The organism is Armatimonas sp. (assembly GCF_031410135.1).
Classification (GTDB): Bacteria; Armatimonadota; Armatimonadia; order Armatimonadales; family Armatimonadaceae; genus Armatimonas.
On sequence record NZ_JANNYP010000184.1, the window covers coordinates 1 to 2,161 of the forward strand.

A 2,161-nucleotide genomic window follows, 5' to 3' on the forward strand; every position below is an offset into this window, starting at 1 on the left:
GTTTTGCTCCGTGAACCTCTATCCATGCCCACTCTTTGTCTTGAGTAGGTTCTTGCTGAAGAAGAGAATCTGTTGTTTCCATCACTCTCTCTTTTGCAATTTCGGCTCCAAGACGACAAAAAGTTATGGGACAAGATTAGGATCAGAACGGGGGAACTGGAGAGCCTTTGGCTGTAAAGGCCGTTCCGGCCATAGGAATCCTGGGTTAACGCGGTTATGGGCGGCACGCCCTTCGTAGCGGAGCCCGCGACGCTCTTTAGTCTCCCCGCTCCAACCGGGGGGACTACCGGCTCGAAGCCGCGAGCGTGGCTTTCACCGTCAGCGTCTGGTCACCGCGCTTGATGACGATCTCGACGACATCGCCGGGCTTGTAGTCGCCCAGAGCCAGGGTGTACTCTTGGACGTTTTTGATGGTTCGAGCGCCAAACTTGACAATAATATCGCCCTTTTGCATCCCCGCTTTCTCTGCGGGGGAGCCGGGACGAACCCCGTCAAGCTGAACTCCCTCACCCTCGTAGCCATAAGCGGGAATCGAGCCCAGCGAGACCTTAAAGCGCGCCGGTTGCTCCTGCACGACCGTGATCTGCGTAAAGCCGGGCCGCGCGGGGGCATCCGCGATCTCTCGCGTGGCACGGGCGACGAGCGCTAGGACTTTTGCCTCGCCGTCGTAGTTGATCTTATCGGCCGTGTCACTGGGACGATGGTAGTCACCGTGCAGGCCGGTGAAGAAGAACAGAACCGGAATCTTAGCGTTGTAGAACGACTGCTGGTCAGAAGACCCAAACCCCGACTCGGAGCGCGAGAGTGAGAACTTCGCCTCAGTATTGAGCTTGTCTAGCAGTGGGTTCCAGTCTGGTGAGGTGCCGCTACCGACGGCAATCAGCCGGTCCTGATCCAGCCGCCCGATCATGTCCATATTTACCATCGCGACGGTTTGCGCCAGCGGTAGGGTGGGGCTTTTCACGTAGTGCGCGCTCCCGAGAAGGCCCAGCTCCTCGCCGGAGAAGCACATAAAGAGAATCGAGCGCTTGGGGCGATTTTTCGCAAAATATGCCGCCAACTCCAGAACGCCCGCCGTCCCGGAGGCATTGTCATCCGCGCCGTGGTGGATCGCCGGAGCCTTGCTCTCGGCGAGCGAGTGTGTTCCGCCCAGCCCAAGATGGTCCATGTGCGCCCCGATCACCAAAATCTCGCTCTTCAGCGCCGGGTCGGAGCCTTCGAGCAAGCCCAGGATATTGGCGCTCGTCTTGCTCTGCTTCTTGACCTCCGTCTGGAGTGTCCCCGTGAGCGGCGTGTTTTTTGCCTTCCAGGCCTCGACCACGCTCTTGCGCACAGTCGCAATCGGCAGCCCCGCATCGGTGCCATCGCCTTCTTCAAAGCGCAGCGCCGCATCCTCCGCAGATGCCACGATCAGCCCCGCCGCACCTTTCTCCCGTGCGACAATGGCCTTCTTGCGAACCCCGCCCGTGCCCTCGGCGCTGGCCACGACAAGCTTGCCCTTGACGTCCTGAGAATACTCCAGCCCCTCGCCGACAAAGACCAGCTCACCGCTAACTTCGCCTGCCGTTGTGGTGGAGAGCGGCGAGGGCTCAAAGGTCTGCCCGGCGGCGTAGCGCCCAAAGCCGCTCACTTGCAGTCGGTTCTTGCTCCCTTGCGCCACGCCTGCGGGAAACGAAAACGGCTGGAGATACCCCTTCGTCCCCGCCGGTTTTAGCCCCGCCTTCTTAAACTGCTCCGCGATATACTTCGCCGCCGCCTCGTTCCCGCGCGTCCCCGAGCCACGCCCTGCGAGCTTATCCGAGGCAAGATAGGTCACATGCCCCTTCACCGAGTCCGGCGAAAAGGTCTGTGGAGCCGCAAGCGAGCCGAGCGCAAGTGTCAGCGCCAGTGAGAGAGAGAAGCGTTTCATACCTAAGATTGTACCCTGCGTTTACCTCCCCCTCGGCGACAGCGCCGTTTCCCCCTCCGGCTTCGCGAAGGGGGAGGTGAGGAGAATTCCCCCTCTTCGCCGCGAGGAACGAGCGATCAGCCGGAGAGGGGCGCCGTCTCAGCGGCGGGGAGAGGTTACACAATCAGCTTTTTCTGGACATTGCCAAAGACATCCGTGAGGCGGAAGTCACGGCCCTGGAAGCGGTAGGTGAGCTTGGTGTGGTCGATTCCG

The 2,161-nt window shown here is 60.8% G+C and carries 1 protein-coding gene; it reads right to left on the reverse strand.

The window, feature by feature from the left end; all coding sequences use genetic code 11:
• Positions 1–283: 283 nt before the first annotated feature.
• Positions 284–1,909, reverse strand: coding sequence for a M28 family peptidase (locus RMO15_RS06690; RefSeq protein WP_309709577.1), 1,626 nt, complete (start codon positions 1,907–1,909; stop codon positions 284–286).
• Between the last annotated feature and the right edge of the window lie 252 nt (positions 1,910–2,161).